Source organism: Stutzerimonas sp. LR2, from assembly GCF_055755175.1.
Genome location: NZ_JBVTRR010000003.1, coordinates 394,018 through 411,950, shown reverse-complemented (window position 1 = coordinate 411,950; position 17,933 = coordinate 394,018). Strand labels below are relative to the sequence as shown.

At 67.5% G+C, this 17,933-nt stretch carries 18 protein-coding genes; 6 read left to right on the top strand and 12 right to left on the bottom strand.

Annotated features, from left to right (window positions below; all coding sequences use genetic code 11):
• Nucleotides 1-15: 15 nt before the first annotated feature.
• Nucleotides 16-1,863, bottom strand: a complete 1,848-nt coding sequence (locus ACVRRC_RS12825; protein ID WP_472997155.1) for an SLC13 family permease — start codon at nt 1,861-1,863, stop codon at nt 16-18.
• A 236-nt stretch (nt 1,864-2,099) separates the two neighbouring features.
• Between ACVRRC_RS12825 and ACVRRC_RS12820 the strand changes: the two genes are divergently transcribed.
• Nucleotides 2,100-3,056, top strand: coding sequence for an alpha/beta hydrolase family protein (locus ACVRRC_RS12820; RefSeq protein WP_048329639.1), 957 nt, complete (start codon nt 2,100-2,102; stop codon nt 3,054-3,056).
• Nucleotides 3,053-3,529 carry a GreA/GreB family elongation factor gene (locus ACVRRC_RS12815; RefSeq protein WP_048329638.1) on the top strand — a complete coding sequence of 159 codons (477 nt, stop codon included), beginning with the start codon at nt 3,053-3,055 and terminating at the stop codon, nt 3,527-3,529. Before ACVRRC_RS12820 ends, ACVRRC_RS12815 begins: the two co-directional genes overlap by 4 nt.
• A gap of 55 nt (nt 3,530-3,584) precedes the next feature.
• Here the strand turns inward: ACVRRC_RS12815 and ACVRRC_RS12810 are convergent, their stop codons facing one another.
• On the bottom strand, nt 3,585-5,531 hold the full coding sequence (locus tag ACVRRC_RS12810) for a DNA topoisomerase III (protein ID WP_048329637.1): 1,947 nt from the start codon (nt 5,529-5,531) through the stop codon (nt 3,585-3,587).
• Nucleotides 5,532-5,719: 188 nt separating this feature from the next.
• On the opposite strand from ACVRRC_RS12810, the gene ACVRRC_RS12805 reads away from it, so the two are divergent.
• Nucleotides 5,720-5,932 carry a DUF3079 domain-containing protein gene (locus ACVRRC_RS12805; RefSeq protein ID WP_048329636.1) on the top strand — a complete coding sequence of 71 codons (213 nt, stop codon included), beginning with the start codon at nt 5,720-5,722 and terminating at the stop codon, nt 5,930-5,932.
• 31 nt (nt 5,933-5,963) lie between these two features.
• Here ACVRRC_RS12805 and ACVRRC_RS12800 read toward each other — a convergent pair whose 3' ends face one another.
• On the bottom strand, nt 5,964-7,193 hold the full coding sequence (locus ACVRRC_RS12800; protein WP_048329635.1) for a dicarboxylate/amino acid:cation symporter: 1,230 nt from the start codon (nt 7,191-7,193) through the stop codon (nt 5,964-5,966).
• A 197-nt stretch (nt 7,194-7,390) separates the two neighbouring features.
• On the opposite strand from ACVRRC_RS12800, the gene ACVRRC_RS12795 reads away from it, so the two are divergent.
• Both ACVRRC_RS12795 and ACVRRC_RS12790 read left to right on the top strand, forming a co-directional pair.
• Nucleotides 7,391-7,714 (top strand): hypothetical protein, encoded by a 324-nt coding sequence (locus ACVRRC_RS12795; RefSeq protein ID WP_048329634.1) that lies wholly within the window; start codon nt 7,391-7,393, stop codon nt 7,712-7,714.
• A 73-nt stretch (nt 7,715-7,787) separates the two neighbouring features.
• On the top strand, nt 7,788-8,513 hold the full coding sequence (locus tag ACVRRC_RS12790; RefSeq protein ID WP_013983535.1) for an SIMPL domain-containing protein: 726 nt from the start codon (nt 7,788-7,790) through the stop codon (nt 8,511-8,513).
• Nucleotides 8,514-8,681: 168 nt separating this feature from the next.
• Here ACVRRC_RS12790 and ACVRRC_RS12785 read toward each other — a convergent pair whose 3' ends face one another.
• The 3 genes from ACVRRC_RS12785 to ACVRRC_RS12775 all read right to left on the bottom strand — a co-directional run bounded on the left by ACVRRC_RS12785 (nt 8,682) and on the right by ACVRRC_RS12775 (nt 12,349).
• Nucleotides 8,682-9,608 (bottom strand): ABC transporter permease, encoded by a 927-nt coding sequence (locus tag ACVRRC_RS12785; RefSeq protein WP_017245832.1) that lies wholly within the window; start codon nt 9,606-9,608, stop codon nt 8,682-8,684.
• Between the two features lie 65 nt (nt 9,609-9,673).
• Entirely contained in the window at nt 9,674-10,780 is a 1,107-nt protein-coding gene (locus ACVRRC_RS12780) for an ABC transporter permease (RefSeq protein WP_014597323.1), read from the bottom strand.
• A 12-nt stretch (nt 10,781-10,792) separates the two neighbouring features.
• Nucleotides 10,793-12,349, bottom strand: coding sequence for an ABC transporter ATP-binding protein (locus ACVRRC_RS12775; protein WP_048329633.1), 1,557 nt, complete (start codon nt 12,347-12,349; stop codon nt 10,793-10,795).
• 251 nt (nt 12,350-12,600) lie between these two features.
• Between ACVRRC_RS12775 and ACVRRC_RS12770 the strand changes: the two genes are divergently transcribed.
• Nucleotides 12,601-13,521: an AraC family transcriptional regulator gene (locus ACVRRC_RS12770; RefSeq protein WP_013983532.1), complete on the top strand. Its 921-nt coding sequence runs from the start codon at nt 12,601-12,603 to the stop codon at nt 13,519-13,521.
• 1 nt (nt 13,522) lies between these two features.
• Here the strand turns inward: ACVRRC_RS12770 and ACVRRC_RS12765 are convergent, their stop codons facing one another.
• From ACVRRC_RS12765 to ACVRRC_RS12740, 6 genes are all read right to left on the bottom strand, one after another.
• Complete coding sequence (locus ACVRRC_RS12765) at nt 13,523-13,978, bottom strand: carboxymuconolactone decarboxylase family protein (protein WP_011914005.1); 456 nt, start codon at nt 13,976-13,978, stop codon at nt 13,523-13,525.
• A gap of 10 nt (nt 13,979-13,988) precedes the next feature.
• Nucleotides 13,989-14,726, bottom strand: a complete 738-nt coding sequence (locus tag ACVRRC_RS12760; protein ID WP_019405899.1) for an SDR family oxidoreductase — start codon at nt 14,724-14,726, stop codon at nt 13,989-13,991.
• Nucleotides 14,727-14,849: 123 nt separating this feature from the next.
• Nucleotides 14,850-15,320, bottom strand: a complete 471-nt coding sequence (locus ACVRRC_RS12755) for a nucleoside deaminase (protein ID WP_003280143.1) — start codon at nt 15,318-15,320, stop codon at nt 14,850-14,852.
• Between the two features lie 36 nt (nt 15,321-15,356).
• Nucleotides 15,357-16,151 (bottom strand): ABC transporter permease, encoded by a 795-nt coding sequence (locus tag ACVRRC_RS12750; protein WP_048329632.1) that lies wholly within the window; start codon nt 16,149-16,151, stop codon nt 15,357-15,359.
• A complete protein-coding gene (locus tag ACVRRC_RS12745) occupies nt 16,138-16,941 on the bottom strand; it encodes an ABC transporter ATP-binding protein (RefSeq protein ID WP_013983528.1) in 804 nt (267 codons plus the stop codon). Before ACVRRC_RS12745 ends, ACVRRC_RS12750 begins: the two co-directional genes overlap by 14 nt.
• Nucleotides 16,942-16,945: 4 nt before the next feature.
• Nucleotides 16,946-17,923 carry an ABC transporter substrate-binding protein gene (locus ACVRRC_RS12740; RefSeq protein ID WP_048329631.1) on the bottom strand — a complete coding sequence of 326 codons (978 nt, stop codon included), beginning with the start codon at nt 17,921-17,923 and terminating at the stop codon, nt 16,946-16,948.
• Between the last annotated feature and the right edge of the window lie 10 nt (nt 17,924-17,933).

Below are 17,933 nucleotides of genomic sequence, written 5' to 3'. Positions count from 1 at the left end.
TGCCGTCATTGCGGTTCAGAGTGGCCAGATCCAGAGAATCGCCGGCACCGCGCAAAGCACCACCAGAATCGACAATGGCAGTCCCAGCCGCCAGTAGTCGCCGAAACGGTAGCCGCCGGGCGCCATCACCAGGGTGTTGGACTGGTGGCCGATGGGGGTCAGGAAGGCGCAGGAGGCACCGATCGCCACCGCGATCAGGAAGGGGTCGACCGAGGCGTCCATGCCGCGCGCCAGGCTGATCGCCACCGGCGCCGCGAGCACCGCAGCGGCGGCATTGTTGACCACGTTGGAGATCAGCATCACCGCCACCATCAGCAGCGCCAGGGTCGCCGCCGCCGGCAACGACTGCCCCAGCTCCAGCAGGGCATCGGCGATCAGTTGCGAGCCGCCCGTGGTTTCCAGCGCCTGGCCCACCGGCAGCATCGCTGCCACCAGCACGATCACCGGCATGTCGATGCTCTCGTAGATGCGCCCCAGCGGAATCAGCCCGACCAGGATCATCACCAGCGCGCCGGTAACCAGTGCGGTGGCGGCCGGCAGCAGGCCGAAGGCGATGCTCGCCAGGGTGATGGCGAAGATGGCGCTGGCCAGCATCACGTTGCGCGGGGTGGTGATGCTCAGTCCGCGCGACGCCAGCGGCAGGCAGCCCAGGCTGTTCAGGCTCGACTGCAGGGCATCCTCGCGGGCCTGCAGCAGGAGGATGTCACCGGCGGCGAAGCGAATCTCGCCCAGGCGCTGGCGCAAGCGCTGGCCCTGGCGAGCCACGGCCAGCACGTTGACGCCGTGGCGCTCGCGCAGGTCGAGGCCGCTGGCGCTGGTGCCCACCAGCATGGAACCCGGCGAGACGATGGCCTCGGCCAGGGTCAGTTCGCCGTGCCGGCTCTTGTGGTTCTTCTCGGCCTTCTCTTGCTCGACGGCCTGCTCGGCGGCCTCCTGCTCGTCGCGGGCCTTGTTCTCCTGCTCCTCGACATCGGCCGCCAGCTCGACGCCGGTGACATCCAGCAGCGCCTTCAGACTGTCGGAGTCGGCCTCCACCAGCAGGATGTCGCCTTCGCGCAGCACCTCGTAGGTCGACGGCATGCGCTGGCGCTCGTCGCCGCGAATCAGCGCGATAACCTGCACATCGGCTTCATCCTGCACCGCGCCGATCAGCGCGTGCAGCGTGCGCCCGGCGTACTTGCAGTCTTCCGGCACGCGCACTTCGGTGAGGTAGGCGCTGATCTCGAACAGATCACCGTTGCCTTCCTGCTCCTGGCGCCGGGGTACCAGTCGCCAGCCGAGCAGGGCGATGAACAGCACGCCGGCCACCGTCACCGCCGCGCCCACCGGCAAAAAGGCGAACATGCCGAACGGCGCCTCGCCGGCTTCGGCGCGATAGCCGGCGATGATCAGGTTGGGCGGCGTGCCGATCAGCGTCAGGGTGCCGCCGAGCAGCGAGCCGAACGCCAGCGGCATCAGCAGGTAGGATGGCGAACGGCCGCTCTGACGCGACATCCAGATCGCCACCGGCATGAACAGCGCCAGCGCGCCGACGTTGTTCATGAAGCCCGAGCTGAGCGCGACGATCCCGGTGAGCGCCGCCACCTGCGCCCAGGGCCGCTCGCCGACCTGCATCAGCCGGCGCGCCACGCTGTCCACCACGCCGGCATTGAGCAGGCCGCGGCTGAGCACCAGCACCGCGGCCACCGAAATCACCGCCGGATGCCCCAGGCCGGCGAATACCTCCTCGGCCGGCACCACGCCGGTCAGCGCGCAGGCCAGCAATGCCGCGAGGGCGACCAGGTCGTAGCGCCAGCGATTCCAGACAAACAGCACCAGCGTCGCCGCCAGCACACCAAAGACGATCAGCTGTTCGCCGGTCATGTACTTCATCTCCGATCCGCCAGGACGCCACGGCGCATCGGCGCCGGCGTCGGGGCAGCAAAAATCATGGGAACAGTCATCGCGAGTGCCCGTGCGAGGCGGGCGGCCGTGCCGTCACACTGGGGGCTGCGGCCGTAATAACAGACTGCCAGCCCGGTGCAAGGTGCCGGCAGGTTATGGCAAAAATCCGCGGCGCCGGGCAAGGTGGCAGCACAACAATTCGAAAGGTCCTTGCCATGCCTGAATCCGTTGCCCTGCACTGCACGGACGGTTTCACCCTCGCGGCACAGCTCTGGCGGCCTGCCGGTGCCGAGCGCGGCGCGGTGATCATCAGTTGCGCCACCGGTGTGCTGTCGCGCTATTACGCACGCTACGCGAACTTTCTTACCGAGCACGGTTTTGCCGCACTGACCTACGACTTTCGCGGCATCGGCGGGTCGAGGCCGCAGCGCCTGCGCAGCATGAAAATGCGCTGGCGCGACTGGGGCGAGTACGACTTCGATGCTGCGGTGCGCTTCATGCGTGAGCGCGAGCCGCACGGGCTGCTGGTGGCCGTGGGGCACAGCGCCGGCGGCTTCATGCCGGGCTTCGCCGAGGCCGCCGGTGAGGTGGACCGTTACCTCAACGTCGCCGGGCAGTATGCCTACTGGCGCGACTACGCCGCCGAGCGGCGCCTGCAGATGTACGCCAAGTGGCACCTGTTGATGCCGGCGATGACCCGGCTGGTCGGCTACTTTCCCGGTCGCCGCCTTGGCTGGCTGGAAGACCTGCCGGCCGGTGTCGCGCTGGAGTGGTCCCAGCGCGGTGCGCGACTGGAAGACAGCTATCCCCGTGAAGAACATCCGCTGCTGTTCAGCCGTTTCGGTGCGGTTCGAGCGCCAATCCTGGCGGTAAGCACCAGCGACGATGAGTTCGCGACCCCGGCGGCCATGCGCCGCGGGCTCGGCTATTTCCGCAACAGCCCGCGCCAGCTGGTGCAGCTCAATCCTCGCGCGATGGGCTTCGAGCACATCGGCCATTTCGGCCTGTTCCACGACCGGCATCGCAATGGCTTCTGGCGCGAGTCGCTGGAATGGATCGCCGAGGGCCGCAATCCCTGGCTCGCCGACGAAGTGATCGAGCCCGGCGCGGCGCTGGAGGGCAACGGTGCCATTCCCTTCGGCGCGTCGGCGGGCTATAAGCCTCGCCCATGAACAAGAGCACCCTTCAACAGCAGATCATCGCCACCCTCGAAGCCGACCGCGAGGTGGCCAAGGCGGTACTGGCCGCGACCCACGAGGCCGCCACCCATGCCGAGAGCAAGGCCGAGAACAAGTACGATACTCGCGGCCTGGAGGCGGCCTATCTTGCCGACGGCCAGCGCCGCCGCCTGCATGAGATCGAGACGGCGCTCGCCGCCTATCGCAACCTGCAGGCAGGCGTCAGCTCCGATGGCAGGGTGCGGGTCGGTGCGCTGCTCTGCCTGGATCACGACGGCGCCGAGCGCTGGTTCTTTCTCGGTCCGGATGCGGCGGGGTTGAAGCTGCAGCATGACGGGCGGGAAATACTGGTCATCACGGCGCGTTCGCCGCTGGGTCAGGGGCTGCTCGGCCGCGAGGTGGGGGACGAGGTGGAACTACGCGTCCATGGTCAGCTGCAGCGCTACGAAGTGCTGCAGATCGCATAGCGCCGGCTATTAGGGGCTAATGCCCGCCCAACGGGTGCAAGTCAACTCGGCCCGCTCAATCGGCCGCGCGCGGTTTTCTCGTCCGAGCGCCGCTCCCTCTGCGTGGCGTGGCGCTGCGTTTCTTCTTCCACGGTTTGCCGTTGCGGCCGGCGGCCACCGGCGGGCCGCTGATGGTCATGCGCAGTCCGGCGCAGCGTTCGACCAGCTTGCTCATCCACGCCGATTGCTTGGCGACGAATTCCTCCAACGGCATTTCGCCGCTCTGCACCATGTCTAGCGCCTGCTCCCAGATCGCCGTGGTACCCGGGTCGGCGATCGGCCGCGGCACGGCGTCGATCAGGCTGAACGCCGCCGGTGTCGCCGCCAGCGCTTTGCCCTGGCGAACCAGATAGCCGCGGTCGAGCAGGCCCTGGATGATCCCGGCGCGGGTCGCCTCGGTGCCGATGCCGGTGGTGTCCTTGAGTTTCTGCTTCAGCCGCGGATCGTCCACCAGCTTGGCCACGTTCTTCATCGCCTTGATCAGGTCGCCTTCGGTGAAGGGCTTCGGCGGCTGGGTCTGCTGGTCCTTGAGCGTTATCTCGCCCACGGCATAGTCCTGGCCCTGCTGCAGCGCCGGCAGGCTTTGCGGCGCATGTGCCTCGCGATTGCCCCGTGCCGGCGCCAGTGCTTCGGGCATGGCGCGTTTCCAGCCCGGTTCGACGACGCGCTTGCCCACCGCGCGTAGCGCCTGGCCGGCGCAGTCGAAGTCGGCCTGGGTGCGGTCGTACTCGTGGTTGGGCAGGAACTGCGCCAGGTAGCGCGCGCGGATCAGCTCATACACCGCACGCAGGCGCCCGGCCAGGCGTTCCAGACCACGCGCGGCGGCGGTTGGGACGATGCCGTGGTGGGCGCCGACCTTGGCGTCGTTCCACGCCCGCGAGCGACGCGACAGGTCCAGATGCGGCTGCAGCGTCGCGAGCGTCGGGTCGGCCTGCATCAGCGCCGCGACGATGGCCCGCGCTTCGCCGTGCTGGCTCAGCGGCAGGTAGCCGCAATCGCTGCGCGGGTAGGTGATCAGTTTGTGGGTTTCGTACAGCGCCTGGGCGATGTCGAGGGTTTCCTGGGCGCCGAGGCCGAGCTTCTTCGAGCAGACTTCCTGCAGCGTGCCGAGATCGAACGGCAAGGGTGCCGCTTCGCGCTGCCGCTCGGTCTTGAGCTTCAGCAGGCGAGCGCTGGCGGCGTTGCGCATGGCGTCCGCCGCCTGCTGCGCACGAGCCTGATCGAGGCAGCGGCCCTGGTCATCGCAATGGTCGTCCGGCGCCTGCCACTGCGCGGTGAACGCGGCGCTATCGGCGAGCAGCTGCACGTCGATGGCCCAGAACGGCACCGGGATGAAATCGGCGATGCTGCGGTCGCGGTCCACCACCAGACGCAGCGTCGGCGTCTGCACGCGGCCCACCGGCAGCACGCCGCGGTAGCCGGACTGGCGGCCGAGCAGGGTGAACAGCCGGCTCATGTTCATGCCGATCAGCCAGTCAGCACGCGAGCGGCCGAGGGCGGCGTGGTAGAGGTTGAAAGTCTCGGCGCCGGGCTTGAGCGCAGCCAGCGCCTTGCGGATCGAGGCATCGTCCAGCGCCGACAGCCACAGCCGGCGGATGGGCCCGCGGTAGCGGCAGTGCTCGACCAGCTCGCGGGCGATCATCTCGCCTTCGCGGTCGGCGTCGGTGGCGATCACCAGCTCGCTGCATTCGCCGAGCAGGCGCTTGACCGCCTTGAACTGGCTCGCGGTCTTCGGCTTGACCAGCATCTTCCAGCGCTCCGGCACGATCGGCAGGTCGGCCAGCACCCAGCGCTTGTAGCGCGGGTCATAGGCGTCCGGCGGGGCAGTTTCCAGCAGATGGCCGATGCACCAGGTCACCGTCACCCCGGCGCCCTGCAGGCAACCGTCGCCACGCCGGTTGGCGCCGAGCACCTTGGCGATGTCGCGGGCCTGGGAGGGTTTTTCGCAGAGGAACAGTTGCATGCGCGGCGGTGAAGGCGGTGGACGATGGCGCGAAGCATGTGCATAAACGGCGCGGCAGGCAATCATTATCTGTATGTGCATACAGTTGTTGTGCGCCGATACCGGTCGTTCTTGAGCATGATCAAGTCTGGCGGCGGCGAGGAGGCTTAGCCTGTGGCCACTGCAACAACGCCCGAAAGGCACGCGCAATGGCCAAGAAATTTCCCCTCGAACCATCCCACCCCGAACGTGTGTGCTGGGGTTGCGACCACTATTGCCCGGCAACTTCGATGGCCTGTGGCAACGGCGCGGGCCGCACCCAGCATCCGGCGGAAATGTTCGGTGAGGACTGGTATCTGGACGAATGCTGGGGCATCGACCCGGAGCTGATCGCCAAGACCCGCAAGGAATCGTCGAACTGATGCTGCGCCGGGGGCCTACCTTGGCCGCTGGCTAGCCGCGGTCGGCGAAACGCTGCACCACCACACTGCCAATGATGTCGCCCTCGACGTTGACCGCCGTGCGCACGGTATCCAGCAGGCGGTCGATCGGCAGCAGGATCGCCACGGCCTCGGCCGGCAGGCCGACCGCCTGCAACACCATCACCATGGTCACCATGCCGGCGCTGGGAATTCCCGGCGCGCCGGTCGAGGCGATCATCGCGGTGAAGAACACCACCGCCTGTTGCGCCAAGCTCAGCTCGATACCCATCAGATTGGCGACGAACAGCGCAGCCGCCGCTTCGTAGAGTGCGGTGCCGTCCATGTTCATGGTTGCGCCCAGCGGCAGCACGAAGCCGGCGATGCCGGGTCGCACCTTGAGGTTGTCCTCCGCGCAGCGCAGGGAGATCGGCAACGTCGCCGCGCTGGAGCTGGTGGCGAACGCCGTGATCAGCGCCTCGCGGGTGCCGCGGAAGAACCACAGCGGCGACCTGCCGGTCGTGAGAAAGAGAATGCCCGGCAGCACCACGATGCCGTGGAACAGCGTGGTGGCGAACACCAGCACGATAAAGCCGCCCACCGCACTGAGCAGCGCCACATCCTGCTCGGCCACCAGCTTGATCAGCAGGGCGAGGATGCCCAGCGGCGCCAGGCGCATGATCCAGCCGATGATGCGCATCATCAGCTCGAGAAATTCCTGCAGCACCACGAGGATATTGCGGTAGCGGTCGCCGCCGGCCACCAGGGCGATGCCGATGAACATGGCGAACACCACGACGGCCAGGATGCTGCCGTTGGCCAGCGCGGCGAAGGGATTCTGGAACAGGTTGGCGAAGAAGTGCAGGAAGAACTCGGGCAGCGTCAGCTGGCGCGCCTCGAAGTCGTTCATCGCCTCGGCGAACAGGTCCAGCGACAGCCCCGCGCCCGGCTTGAACAGGTTCGCCGCGACCAGCGCCACCAGCATCGCCGCACTGGTGGTGAGGGTGAAGTAGACCAGCGCGCCACCCCACACCCGATGCACCTGGTGATGCGCCTGCAGGTTGGCCACACCGACCACGATGGAGGTGAAGATCAGCGGAATCAGCACCATTTTCAGCAGGCCGATGAAGATGCTGCCAAGCAGGGTGCTGGCGTAGAGCACGCCTTCGCGCACGGGCGCATCGGCCGGCAGCGTACCGGTCAGCCAGCCGATGGCCACACCCAGGCAGGCCGCGATGAGAATCTGCAGGTTCAGGCTGGGCAAGGCGGGCGGCTCCTCGGGTCGATGGCGGTGACGTCAAGCAAGAGAATAGAAAGGTGCGGCTAAAGTTCGCAGCAGCACGGCAGCATCATACAGGCCGAGCCGCCCGGCTGAAGCCGTCTCCTGGCGCTGGCCGGTAGCAGACAAACGCCGGCCGGCGGGTTTTCATGGCCGGGCTGGGAGAAGAGAGGCAAGCGAACATGAGCGATCAGGACATCGAGCGACGCATCGCCCGCGACATCGCCAAATGGCAGCGCGGCGTGCGTGACAAGGGCGAGCCGCTGCAGATCGACGAGGGCTGGCTGCATACCCCGCAGGGGTTGCGGTTGCCGTTCAGCGTGCTGAAGAGTGCCGGCGTGCCGCCGCGCGAGGTGGAACTGCTGGCCCGGCGCGCCGCCTTGCGTGAGCAGCTCGAGGCCTGCAGCGATGCGCAGCAGCGCGAGCGCCTGACGCACGAGCTGAGCGAGCTGGAGCAGAACATCGCCTTTCGCCTGGAGGCGCTGCAGCGCCTGGGGCGGGCTTGAGCAGTCGGTCGCTGGCGTTCGCGCGGCGCTGGAGTAGCATGGGCGTCCGGTTGTTTTCTACAGGGAGAAGCGTGTGGCTACAGCACGAATCGGATTTCTGCCGGCGGCGTTGATCGCCGCGGCGGTGGCCTTCGCCGGCTGGTCGGTGGGGCAGGGCGTGGAGCGTTTCCGCATGGCCGACCGCACGGTGACGGTCAAGGGACTGGCGGAGATGGACGTGAAGAGCGACTTCGCGGTGTGGACGCTGGGCTTTCGCCGTGGTGGCGATCGGTTCGCCGAGGTGCAACAGGGGCTCAGCGAGGACCGCCAGCGGGTGCTGGACTTCCTCCGCGAGCAGGGCTTCAGCGACGAGGAGCTGGAAGTGCGGCCGTTGCAGGTGCAGGACCTGCTGGCCCGCGAATGGGCGTCGCGCGATGTGGCGCTGCGCTTCAACGGCCAGGGGCAGGTGCTGGTCAAGTCCGAGCGCGTCGATGCCGTGGCCAAGGCGGCCAATGCAGTCGATCCGCTGATCCAGGCCGGCGTGCAGCTGGATACCGAGGTCAATGGCTTTGCCGGGCCGCGCTATCAGCTGCGTGGGTTCAACGAGCTCAAGCCGCAGCTGCTCGAGGCCGCCACCGGCAACGCCCGTGAGCAGGCGACGCGCTTCGCCGAGGATGCCGGCGCCACGCTGGGGCGGTTGAAGAATGCCAACCAGGGGGTGATTCGGGTGATCGATGACGATGGCAGCGATATGGACAGTGGCCGGACCATCGGGAAGCGGTTGCGGGTGGTGAGTACGTTTGAGTACACCCTGGATTGATATAGGGCGTTTAAGCGTCCTGTGTGTCTGGCGGCGGAGGGTTTCGCTTGATGACGGTTGGCGATTGCCGAGTCGCTTGGAGGCTTGGTTCCGCCCAGCAGGGCGAAACCAAGCTCTCAAGCAACTCGCCAGCTGGCCTGGTTCCGCGTAGCCAACCGGCCCGACAAATCAATGCCCCGGCTGCCATGGCTGCCCCAGCGACACCGGCGCGTACAACCGCGTACGGATCGCATCCCGCGACAGCAGCACCAGCACCAGAATGGTCGCCACATACGGCAGCATCGCCAGCAGGTTGCCGGGGATCGCCAGGCCCAGACCCTGGGCCACCAGGTGGAGGATGCTGGCCAGACCGAACAGGTAGGCGCCGAGCAGGACGCGGCTCACCCGCCAGCTGGCGAACACCACCAGGGCCAGGGCGATCCAGCCACGGCCGGCGGTCATGTTTTCCGCCCACATCGGCGTGTACGCCAACGACATGTAGCCGCCGGCAAGCCCGGCCATGGCGCCGCCGAACATCACCGCCAGGGTGCGCACGCGCAGCACCGGCAGGCCCATGGCGCTGGCGGCGTTGGGGTTTTCGCCGACGGCCTGGATGATAAGGCCGATGCGGCTTTTCAGCAGCACCCAGGCCACCAGGGCGAACAGTGCGAAGGACAGGTACACCAGTAGATCCTGAGCGAACAGCATGCGGCCGATCACGGGGATCTCGCTGAGCAGCGGAATGGCGACCGGCTCGAAGCCGGCCAGCGGCTTGCCGACCCAGCTGGCACCGACGAAGGACGACAGGCCGACGCCGAAGATGGTCAGCGCCAGGCCCGTGGCGACCTGATTGGCGTTGAAGCCCAGCGCCACCATGGCGAACAGCAGCGAGAGCAGCACGCCGGCCAGGCAGGCGAACAGCACGCCGAGCCAGAGGTTGCCGCTGGCGAAGGCGACGATGAAGCCGATCACCGCGCCGAACAGCATCATGCCTTCCTGGCCGAGGTTGAGTACGCCGGTCTTTTCGCACACCAGCTCGCCGAGGGCGACCAGCAGCAGCGGCGTACCGGTGCGGATCATGGCGTAGAAGATATTGGTCAGCAGATCCATGTCCATCGGTCAGGCCTCGAACTTCAAGCGGCAGGCAGCGGGTGAAAAGGGAAGTAGCGCAGCGCGGACGATCATGTGGCCGGCTCCTCTTTGGCGCTGACGAGCTGGGGCTTGCGTGCCCACAGTTTCAGGCGCGGGCGGTAGAGGATCAGCACGTCGCAGGCGAGCAGGAAGAACAGCACCATGCCCTGGAACAGCTGGGTGATGGACTGCGGCAGGTTAGCCGCCATCTGTGCGTTCTCGCCGCCGAGGTAGAGCAGCGCCATCAGCAGGCTGGCGAAGACGATGCCGATGGGGTTGAGACGGCCGAGGAAGGCCACGGTGATCGCCGCATAGCCGTAGCCCGGCGAGACCTGCGGCACCAGCTGGCCGATCGGCCCGGTGACTTCGGCGACACCCGCCAGCCCGGCCAGGCCGCCGCTGATCAGCAGGGCGATCCACACCAGCTTCTTGTCGCGGAAGCCGACAAAGCCGGCGGCGCGCCTGTCCAGGCCGAGCACCTTGATCTGGAAGCCGAGAAAGCTCTTCTGCAGCAGCACCCAGACCACCACCAGCGCCAGCAGGGCGAAGTAGAAACCGGCATGCACCCGCAGGCCTTCGATCAGCTCGGGCAGCCGGGTGGCGTCGCCGAACATCGCGGACTCGGGGAAGTTGAAGCCTTCCGGGTCTTTCAGCGGGCCGTGCACGGCGAACAGCAGCAGGTTCAGCGCGATGTAGTTGAGCATGATGCTGGTGAGGATTTCGTTGGCGTTGAACGCTGTCTTCAGCCAGGCGCAGAGCCCGGCCCAGGCGGCGCCGCCGAGCGTGCCGAGCAGCAGCGTCAGCACCAGCGCCCAGCGCGAGTCCCAGTCGATGATGTTGACCGCCAGCGCGCTGCCGGCCAGGGCACCGATGAGCAGCTGGCCTTCGGCGCCGATGTTCCAGATGCGTGCGTTGTAGACCACCGCCAGACCCAGCGCGCAAAGCAGGATCGGCAGCGCCTTGACCAACAGTTCGGAGACGCCGTAGAGATCGCCGAGCGGGTCGACCAGCAGCACCTTGAGGGTTTCCAGTGGTGGATGGCCGAGCAGGGCGAACAGCAGCGCGCCGCTCAGCAGCGTCAGCAGCGCGGCCAGCAGCGGGGAGCACCAGAGCATGGCCCGTGAAGCCTCGCCACGGGGTTGCAGGGATAACAGCATGATGGGTTCTCGTCAGGCGGCAGAGGTGGAAACGGGGGCGTCGCTGGTGTCGAACTGGCCGGCCATCCAGCGGCCGACTTCGACCGGGCAGGTGCTGGCGGTGGCGCGCTGTGGCGACAGCCGGCCGTCGCTCAGGGCGGCGATGCGGTCGCTGATCTGGAACAGCTCCTCGAGGTCTTCGGAGATCACCAGAATCGCCGCGCCGGCATCGCGCAGTTCGATCAGCGCGCGGTGGATCGCCGCCGCCGCGCCGACATCCACGCCCCAGGTCGGGTGCGCGGCGATCAGCAGCTTCGGCTGCTGCAGGATCTCGCGCCCGAGGATGAATTTCTGCAGGTTGCCGCCGGACAGACTTGCCGCCGGGGTCTGTGCGTCCGGTGTCTTCACGGCGAAACGCTGGATGACCTGCTCGGCGAAGGCGCGCACCTTGCCGCGGCGGATCAGGCCGCGCTCGACCATGCCGGTCTGCTGGAAGGCTGTGAGCAGGCCGTTGTCGGCCAGGCTCATGCTCGGCACCGCGCCGTGACCGAGGCGTTCGGCCGGCACGAAGGCCATGCCGTGGCGACGGCGGGCGTCGGGGCGCAGGTGGGCGACATCGTCACCGAGAAAACGAATGCGCATGGCCTGTGCGGCCGGCAGGCGCTGTTCGCCACTGAGCAGGGCGAGCAGTTCGTCCTGGCCGTTGCCGGCGACTCCGGCGATGCCGACGATCTCGCCGGCGCGTACCTCCAGGTCGACCTCTTCGAGGGATACGCCGAACGGATCGGCGTTGTGCCAGGACAGCCGCTCCACGCGCAGGAACGGCGCGCGGCCCTCGCTCTTCGGGTATTCGGCTTCCAGCCCCTCGGCATCGCCGACCATCAGCCGCGCCAGTTCCAGGTCCGAGCATTCGGCGGGGATGCATTCACCGGACACGCGACCGCCGCGCAGCACCGTGGCGCTCTGGCACAGCGCGCGCACTTCATTGAGCTTGTGGCTGATGAACAGGATGCTGCAGCCCTCGGCCGCCAGCCGGCGCAGGGTGACGAACAGCTCGTCGGCCTCCTGCGGGGTGAGCACCGAGGTCGGTTCGTCGAGGATCAGCAGGCGGATGTCCTGCATCAGGCAACGGACGATCTCTACCCGCTGGCGCTCGCCGATGGACAGGCTGTGCACCAGCCGTTGCGGCTCCAGCGGCATGCCGTAGCGTTGCGAGACCTCGCGGATCTTCGGCTCCAGCTGCTTCGGCGTACCGGCCTTGGCGCCCAGCGCCAGGGCGATGTTCTCCGCCACCGAGAGCGTCTCGAACAGCGAGAAGTGCTGGAACACCATGCCGATGCCGCGTTCGCGGGCCTGGGCCGGGTCGCGCATGGTCACCCGTTCGCCCTGCCAGTGGATCGCGCCGGCGTCCGGCTGGGTGACGCCGTAGATGATCTTCATCAGGGTGCTCTTGCCGGCGCCGTTCTCGCCGAGCAGGGCGTGGATTTCGCCCGGCTGGATCGACAGGTCGATACGGTCGTTGGCCAGGCAGCCTGGGTACTGTTTGGTGATGCCGCAGAGCTGGAGGCGCGCGGTCTGGGATTCGGGCATGGAGGCATCCGCTGGGTTCTTCATGGCCAGGGCTGTAGCAAAAAGCTGGCCAGGCAGTCAGGAAATGAGGTGCGGCGTGACTGCGGGCGTTGTGTTGCCCGGCGTTCACAGGACGATGGTAGCCGTTGCATCGCTTTGGTGCCTCACTCCGCGAGGTGGACGAGTCGCTGCACCGCCATGGGGCGTAACGACCGCGCCGTGATCGGCCTGCTAAGCTGAACGCCTCTCTGCCTCCCCAGGGTCTCCTGCAAATGAACCAACTGGACCTTCATTCCGCCGAGGAAACGATTGCCCAGCGTGCCGCCCTGGCGCGGCTGATCGATGGCCTCGTGCGCGACGACGGCATGCATCCCACCGCCATCGACGATCTCTTCCTGATCCGCTGCAGCGCACCGAGCGAACTGGTGCACGGGCTGCACAAGCCGGCGCTGTGCATCATCGTGCAGGGCAGCAAGGAGGTGCGCCTGGGCGATGAGCTCTACACCTACGATGCGCTGCATTACCTGGTGGTCTCGGTCACCGTGCCGGTGGCCGGTCGCGTGCTGGAGGCCTCGTCCGGCGAGCCGTACCTCTGTATCCGCCTGGATATCGACCCGGCGATGGTCGCTACCCTGGTGGCTGAAAGCGCGCCGTTGAGCCAGCCCGTGGAAGGGGCTGCACGCGGGGTCTATCTGGACCGCATCGATGCGCCGTTGCTCGACGCCACGCTGCGCCTGGTGCGGCTCTTGGCCAGCCCGCAGGACATCCCGGTGCTGGCACCGCTGGCCATGCGCGAGATCTTCTACCGCCTGCTCTGCGGTCGCCAGGGGCGGCACCTGCACGAGATCGCGGTGCGCGACAGCCAGGGCCATCGCGTCACCCGCGCGATCGAATGGCTGAACCGCAATTACGTCGAGCCGCTGCGCATCGAGGAACTGGCGCAGCGGGTCAACCTCAGCAGCTCGACGCTGCATCACCGTTTCAAGGCGCTCACCTCGATGAGCCCGCTGCAGTACCAGAAGCAGCTGCGCCTGCAGGAGGCGCGGCGGCTGCTGATCGCCGAGGGGCTCGATGTGTCCAGCGCCGGCTACCGGGTCGGCTACGAAAGCCCCTCGCAGTTCAGCCGTGAGTACAGCCGGCTGTTCGGCGCCTCGCCGGTGAAGGATCTGGCCCGGCTGCGCAGCACCGCTTAATTCAGCGCGACGCCGGGTCCGGCACCTCGCGCAATGCCTGGGCGGCATCGATGGCGCGGGGAAAGCCGGCCGTCACGGTGGTCAGGTAGACCACCTCCTTCAGCTCCTCACGGCTCACGCCCAGGCGCAGCGCGTAGCCGGCGTGGATCTTCATGTAGGGCAGATTGCCCTGGGCGGCGAAGGCGGCGACCGCGGCCAGCTGGCGGGTCCGGTCATCCAGTTCGCTGCGTCCCCAGACATCGCCCAGCGCATAGCCGGTGATGCCCTCGGCGAGAAACGGATAGTCCTCGCGCAGCGCCTCGAGCACCGGTTGCCCGGCCCCGCCGGACAGGTGCTCGATGACCGCCATGCCACGCTCGTGGCGCTCGTTGCCGGCGGCGTCCAGCGAGGCGAGGGTAAGCGAGCCGAACACGGCCAGGTATGCCGCGGCCAGGGTGTTGCTGGTATGAAGGCTCATGGCGGCGTCCTCAGTAGGGGCTGGCGGTGGGACGCACCACCAGCTCGCTGACGTCGACATCGGCCGGCTGGTCGATGGCATAGGCGATGGCGCGGGCGATGGCGTCGGCCGGAATGGCGATGCGGCGGAAGTCGTCCATGGCCGAGCGGGCGGTGTCATCGGAAATGCTCTCGGCCAGTTCCGATTCGGTGACGCCGGGCGAAACCAGGGTCACGCGAATATCGCCGCCGACCTCCTGACGCAGGCCCTCGGAGATGGCGCGCACCGCGTACTTGGTGGCGCAGTACACCGCCGCGGTCGGGCTCACCGCGTAGGCGCCGATGGAGGCGATGTTGACGAACTGGCCGGCGCGCTGGCGCTGCATCAGCGGCAGGCCGGCGGCGATGCCGTGCAGCACGCCACGGATGTTCACGTCGATCATGCGGTTCCACTCGTCGACCTTCAGCGCATCCAGCGGCGAAAGCGGCATCACCCCGGCGTTGTTGATGATCACGTCGACGCGGCCGAAGCGCTGTTCGGCGAAGTCGACGAAGGCCTGGGTGTCCTCGCGGCTGGTTACGTCCAGCGCGCGGCAGGCGGCAACGCCACCGCGTTCGCCGATCTCGGCGACCAGCTTTTCCAGCCGTTCGAGACGCCGCGCGCCCAGCACGACGGTTGCGCCCTGGGCCGCCAGCAGGCGGGCCGTGGCTTCACCGATGCCGCTGCTGGCGCCGGTGATGAGTACGATTTTGCCGGTGATGTTCGACATGGGGGTTGTCCTCCGCAGGTGGATTCGGGCGACGTCGGTGACGCCGTGGTTCGAATACTGCGATGGAGGACGGTGCCGGCGTTATGGCGATCCTGCCGGGCGCTTGCCTGATTCTGGCGCTGCCTACCAGATGCCTTCGTGCAGGGCGGCCGCCTCGTCCTCCAGCAGCGGGCCGAGCACCTCGACCTTGCGCTGGCCGGCGTCGAAGACGATGCGGCACGGCAAATCCAGCGTCGGGTTTTCCGGATGGTTGCCGGTGAGGTCCTTCAGGCTGCGCTCGGAAAGGCCGTAGACCACGCGCCCAAGACCGACCCAGTAGGCGGCACCCGCGCACATGGCGCAGGGTTCGGCGGAGGTGTACATGGTGCAGCGCGAGAGGAATTCCGGCGTGTAGCGGGTCGAGGCTCGGGTCATCAGCACCCGCTCGGCATGGCCGGTCATGTCGTGGTCGGGCATGTAGGCGTTGCCCTGTTCCAGCAGCACCTCACCGTCCGGCCCGACCAGGATGGCGCCGAACGGATGGGTGCCGTTTTCCAGCGCGCGGCGGGCGACGTCGAAGCTTTTGCGCAGCAGGGCGAGATCGTCGAGAGGCATGGCGTTATCCAGACTGAGATGAAGAGGTGGTGGGCTTCAGTGCCCCGCCTTGGGCAGGCTCCAGGGAAAGTAGACCTTCTGCAGCAGCCCGATCAGGTGGAACAGCAGCAGGCTGATCACCACCAGCATCATCAACGCGGCGAAGGCTTGCGGCACCTGGAACATCGAGGTGGAGAAGTTGATGAAGTAGCCCAGGCCTTTTTCCGCCGCGACGAACTCGGCGACCACCGCGCCAATCACCGCCAGGGTGATGGAGATGCGCAGCGCCGAGAACAGGTGTGGAATCGCATAGGGCAGGCGGATGTTGCGGTACTCGCGGGCCTTCGACGCGCCCAGCGAGCGCGACAGTTCCACCAGCTCTTCCGGCGTCGCCAGGAGGCCGGTGACGCAGGACACGACGATGGGGAAGAAGGCGATCAGGAAGGTGATGAACACCCGCGGCAGGTCGCCGGCGCCCATCACCACCACGATGATCGGCGCTACCGCGACGATGGGTGTGGACTGCACGATCACCAACAGGGGATAGAGCGTGCGCGACATCAGTCGCGAGGACGCCAGCGCGATGGCCAGCGGGATGCCGATCAGGATCGACAGGCCGTAGCCCATCAGTGTCACCCGCAGGGTGGCGAAGATGTGCTCGGCCCAGGCACCGAGGCCGACCTTCTGCGTCGCCGCGAGAATGGCGCTGGGCGAGGGCAGCACGAAGCTTGGCAGCTTGAGCAGGCGGCAGGCCGCCTCCCAGACCAGCAGCAGGACGACGAAGGCGAGCCAGGGCGCGAGGCGATCGGCCTGCGTCTTCAGGCGATGTGTCCTGGGCTTAATGGTCGGCATGGCGCGAGAAGACCTTGCGGCGGATATGGTTGGCGAGCTCATTGAAACGGGGCTCCGTGAGGGTCTGCATGGACCGCGGACGCGGCAGGTCGACATCGATGATTTCCTGAACGCGGCCGGGGCGTGCCGACATCACCAGGATGCGGTCGGCCAGCAGCAGCGCTTCGGGAATCGAGTGGGTGATGAACAGCACCGTCTTCGGACGCTGGGTCCAGATATTCAGCAGCTCCAGGCTCAGCTCGTCGCGGGTCAGGGCGTCGAGTGCCGAGAACGGCTCGTCCATCAGCAGGATTTCCGGGTCGTGCAGCAATGCCCGGGCAATCGCCGCGCGCTGCTGCATGCCGCCGGAGAGTTCGTCCGGGCGCTTGTTGCCGAATTCCTTGAGCCCCACCAGTTCCAGAAGCTCCTCGCCGCGGGTGATCTCCTGGGCGGTGACACGGCCGTACTTGTGGCGCATGGGAAAGGTCAGGTTGTCGCGGATGTTCAGCCAGGGCAGCAGCGTCGGCTTCTGGAAGACGATGCCGATCTCGTCGCGCGGGCCGTCCACCGGGCTGCCGTAGATGCTGACCTGGCCGTGGGTCGGTCGCACCAGCCCGGCGAGGATGCGCAGCAGCGTGGACTTGCCGCAGCCCGAGGGGCCGAGCACGGCGATGAACTCGTGGCGGCCGATGTCGAAACTGGCGTTGTCCAGCGCCACCACCTCGCTGCCATCGGAGGAGGTGAAAACCTGGCTGACCCGATCGAAGCTGATGTTGGGGCGCGGCGTGGCGGGCAGGACGGCAGCGTTCATGGCTTCACTCGCTCAGGCTGGTGTCGATGGCGCTGGCCGGGTCGAGGGCATCAATCTGCATGCCCTGCGCCTTGGCGACCCATTCCCAGGTGGTGGCCAGACGCTTGGCGTCGAAGCCCGGGCCTTCGGCATCGCTGATCTCGTTCTGCATCAGCGGTACCGAGGCGGCGAACTGCTCTTCGGCCTGCTGCTGGTCGACTTCGGCAACCCTCTTTTTCAGCGCGGCGGCCGCTGCAGCCGGGTCGGCGATGGCGTTCTTCTGTGCCTGCCGGTAGGCCTTGACGAACTTCTTGGCGACCTCGGGATGGCTCTGCACGAAGCGCTGCGACGCTACCAGCGACAGGCCGTAGCCCTCGAAGCCGTATTCCGACCAGGGGATGGTCTTCAGCGTCTTGTCCGCCTCGCCGAGGGCACGGACGAAGCCGGGCGCGACGGTCAGCCAGTTGATGGTGGCGTCCACCTTGCCGGTGGCGAGCATCGGTGCCAGCGCGCCGGGGTCGAGCTTGAGCAGCTTGACGCTGGCCGGGTCGATGCCGTTGCGCTCCAGCAGCAGCGGCCAGACCACGTTGGAGGCGGAGAAGGTCGGGGTGGCGACCGTCTTGCCGACGATGTCCTTGAAGCTATCGATCCCCGAACCTTCGGTGGTGAAGAAGGCGTCCGGCTGCTTGTTGTAGATCGGCGCCACCGCGACCACCGGCACCTCGCCCTGGGCCTTGGCCTGCAGCAGCGAGGCCAGGCCGGCCGAGCCGAAGTCGGCGCTGTTGGTGGCCAGCTTGGTCACCACGTCGCTGCCACCGCGGGCGCTGGCGATTTCCACTTCGATGCCTTCGGCGGCGAACAGGCCCTGTTCGACACCGAGGTAGATCGCCGCCTTGTCGCCGGCCGGCAGCCAGTCGTTGAGCCAGCGCACCTTGTCGGCGGCCAGGGCGGATTGGCTGAACAGCGCGAACAGGGCGCTGGCGAGCAGGGTTCTGTTGAACATGGTGAAGCTC

Coding starts and splice junctions, on each gene's coding strand:
- ACVRRC_RS12765 (WP_011914005.1), bottom strand. CDS start 13,978: ATGAGCCTTCATACCAGCAACACCCTGGCCGCGGCATACCTGGCCGTG.
- ACVRRC_RS12810 (WP_048329637.1), bottom strand. CDS start 5,531: ATGCAACTGTTCCTCTGCGAAAAACCCTCCCAGGCCCGCGACATCGCC.
- ACVRRC_RS12820 (WP_048329639.1), top strand. CDS start 2,100: ATGCCTGAATCCGTTGCCCTGCACTGCACGGACGGTTTCACCCTCGCG.
- ACVRRC_RS12805 (WP_048329636.1), top strand. CDS start 5,720: ATGGCCAAGAAATTTCCCCTCGAACCATCCCACCCCGAACGTGTGTGC.
- ACVRRC_RS12785 (WP_017245832.1), bottom strand. CDS start 9,608: ATGGACATGGATCTGCTGACCAATATCTTCTACGCCATGATCCGCACC.
- ACVRRC_RS12780 (WP_014597323.1), bottom strand. CDS start 10,780: ATGCTGTTATCCCTGCAACCCCGTGGCGAGGCTTCACGGGCCATGCTC.
- ACVRRC_RS12815 (WP_048329638.1), top strand. CDS start 3,053: ATGAACAAGAGCACCCTTCAACAGCAGATCATCGCCACCCTCGAAGCC.
- ACVRRC_RS12740 (WP_048329631.1), bottom strand. CDS start 17,923: ATGTTCAACAGAACCCTGCTCGCCAGCGCCCTGTTCGCGCTGTTCAGC.
- ACVRRC_RS12775 (WP_048329633.1), bottom strand. CDS start 12,349: ATGCCCGAATCCCAGACCGCGCGCCTCCAGCTCTGCGGCATCACCAAA.
- ACVRRC_RS12750 (WP_048329632.1), bottom strand. CDS start 16,151: ATGCCGACCATTAAGCCCAGGACACATCGCCTGAAGACGCAGGCCGAT.
- ACVRRC_RS12760 (WP_019405899.1), bottom strand. CDS start 14,726: ATGTCGAACATCACCGGCAAAATCGTACTCATCACCGGCGCCAGCAGC.
- ACVRRC_RS12755 (WP_003280143.1), bottom strand. CDS start 15,320: ATGCCTCTCGACGATCTCGCCCTGCTGCGCAAAAGCTTCGACGTCGCC.
- ACVRRC_RS12770 (WP_013983532.1), top strand. CDS start 12,601: ATGAACCAACTGGACCTTCATTCCGCCGAGGAAACGATTGCCCAGCGT.
- ACVRRC_RS12825 (WP_472997155.1), bottom strand. CDS start 1,863: ATGACCGGCGAACAGCTGATCGTCTTTGGTGTGCTGGCGGCGACGCTG.
- ACVRRC_RS12745 (WP_013983528.1), bottom strand. CDS start 16,941: ATGAACGCTGCCGTCCTGCCCGCCACGCCGCGCCCCAACATCAGCTTC.
- ACVRRC_RS12795 (WP_048329634.1), top strand. CDS start 7,391: ATGAGCGATCAGGACATCGAGCGACGCATCGCCCGCGACATCGCCAAA.